The organism is Burkholderia sp. Ac-20349 (assembly GCF_017104865.1).
In the GTDB taxonomy this organism is placed as follows: Bacteria; Pseudomonadota; Gammaproteobacteria; order Burkholderiales; family Burkholderiaceae; genus Burkholderia; species Burkholderia aenigmatica.
Window position 1 is genome coordinate 1 of sequence record NZ_JAAGPM010000316.1, and the last position, 1,967, is coordinate 1,967.

General features: G+C 67.2%; 2 protein-coding genes. Both read left to right on the plus strand.

Annotation, left to right across the window (positions count from 1 at the left end; genetic code table 11):
- Window positions 1-794 (plus strand): aldehyde dehydrogenase family protein (locus tag G3N61_RS38870; protein WP_241018131.1); only part of this gene is annotated, 794 nt, incomplete at its 5' end.
- Window positions 787-1,782, plus strand: a complete 996-nt coding sequence (locus tag G3N61_RS38875) for a VacJ family lipoprotein (RefSeq protein WP_089451545.1) — start codon at window positions 787-789, stop codon at window positions 1,780-1,782. The genes G3N61_RS38870 and G3N61_RS38875, both read left to right, overlap by 8 nt.
- Window positions 1,783-1,967: the final 185 nt, after the last annotated feature.

A 1,967-nucleotide genomic window follows, 5' to 3' on the forward strand; every position in this document is an offset into this window, starting at 1 on the left:
AGGTCGCGCACAAGATCGTGCCGTCGGTCGCGACCAACAACCGGATCGTCGTGAAGCCGTCGGAGAAGGTGCCGCTGTCGTGCTACCTGTTCGCGGACATCTTGTACGAAGCCGGCCTGCCGCCGCAACTCGTGCGCGACTGGGTCGCGCCGGACGGCCATGCGCTCGTGCAGATTTCGCCGAAGGTGCCGAAAGGCGTCGACCCGAACGACGATACGATGCTGCGCCGCTTCGCGACGACCGTGAAGGCCGCGGAGCCGGGCACGACCGGCGGGCCGATCTCGATCCTGCATTCGGCCGACACGATCATCAACGCGTTCCTGCATGCGGCACTGTGGTCGATCATCTCGATCACGATCCTGCTGTGGGTCACGCTGCGCCGCTTCGGCGACGTGCTGCGCACGCTGGTGCCGCTGCTCGTGTCGGGCGTCGTGACGCTCGAGCTGTGCGTGGTGTTCGGCATGCAGTTGAACTTCGCGAACATCATCGCGCTGCCGCTGATGCTCGGCGTCGGCGTCGCGTTCAAGGTGTATTTCGTGATGGCGTGGCGCGCGGGGCAAACCGGGTTGCTGCATTCGAGCCTCACGCACGCCGTCCTGTTCAGCGCCGCGACGACGGCGACCGCATTCGGCAGCCTGTGGCTGTCGCACCACCCGGGCACGTCGAGCATGGGCAAGCTGCTCGCGCTGGCCCTGACCTGCACGCTGATCGGCGCCGTGGTGTTCCAGCCCGTCCTGATGGGCAAACCGCGCGTCAAACGCGCCAAGAACCAATCGCAAGGAATCAATGAATAAGGTGCGAATCATTGCGGCGACCGTTGCCGCCAGCGCAGTGCTGACCGGCTGCGCGACGGGACCGAACCGCAACCCCAACGACCCGCTCGAGCCGATGAACCGGGCGATGTACAAGTTCAACGACACCGTCGACACGAACATCGCCCAGCCGATCGCGAAGGGGTACCAGAAGGTCACGCCGACGCCCGTGCGCACCGCGATCAGCAACTTCTTCTCGAACCTCGGCGATCTCGGCAACATCGCGAACAACCTGCTGCAGCTGCGCATCACCGATGCCACCGAGGATCTGATGCGCGTGGCGATGAACTCGGTGTTCGGCGTCGCCGGCCTGATCGACATCGCAACGCCGGCCGGGCTGCCGAAACATCACCAGGACTTCGGCCTGACGATGGCGCGCTGGGGCATGCCGTCGGGCCCGTATCTTGTGCTGCCGGTGTTCGGGCCGAGCACGATCCGCGACGGCGTCGGCCGCGCGGTGGACGTGCGCTTCAACCTGCTCAACTACATCGAGCCGGCGGCGCGCAACCCGATGTATATCGCGCAGTTCATCAGCGCGCGTTCGGACCTGCTCGGCGCCACCGACCTGCTGAAGCAGGCCGCACTCGATCCGTATTCGTTCGTGCGCGACGCGTACCTGCAACAGCGCAAGTCGCTGACGTATCACGGCCAGTCGTCGTCGGCCACGCCGCCGAGCTACAGCGAACCGGGCGAACCGGGTAATGCACCCGCGTCGGCACCGGCCGTACCGGGGCTGCCGAACTACGAGGATCCGGGTGAATCGGGTGGTGCCTCGGGCGCCACGCCGAGCAACGCGCCGGCCGCACCGGGATTGCCGCAGTACGACGATCCGGGCGCGGACAACGCGATGCCCGCGAGCGCGCCTGCCGCAGCCTCGGCCGCTGCGCCTGCTGCGGCATCGGCCGCTGCCCCCGCCGCGGCATCGGCAACCGCACCGGCGACGCCCGCGAGCAGTCCGGCCGCGCAGTAACGCTGCAACGGCCACCGCCGCAAAGACAAAGAGCGCTGCAGTTCACTGCAGCGCTCTTTTTTTGTCCGCGAGATCGGCGGGATCTACGAAAAGAGGAAAACCGGGAAGGGAAGAGAAGGGCGAGACCAGCGGCGCGTGCCGCTCAGGCGATCCGCATCGCGCCGGCGCGCTCGAACGCGTGCCGC

What these genes read in the sequence shown, in the direction of transcription:
- G3N61_RS38875 (WP_089451545.1), top strand. Translation starts at nt 787, where the DNA reads ATGAATAAGGTGCGAATCATTGCGGCGACCGTTGCCGCCAGCGCAGTG.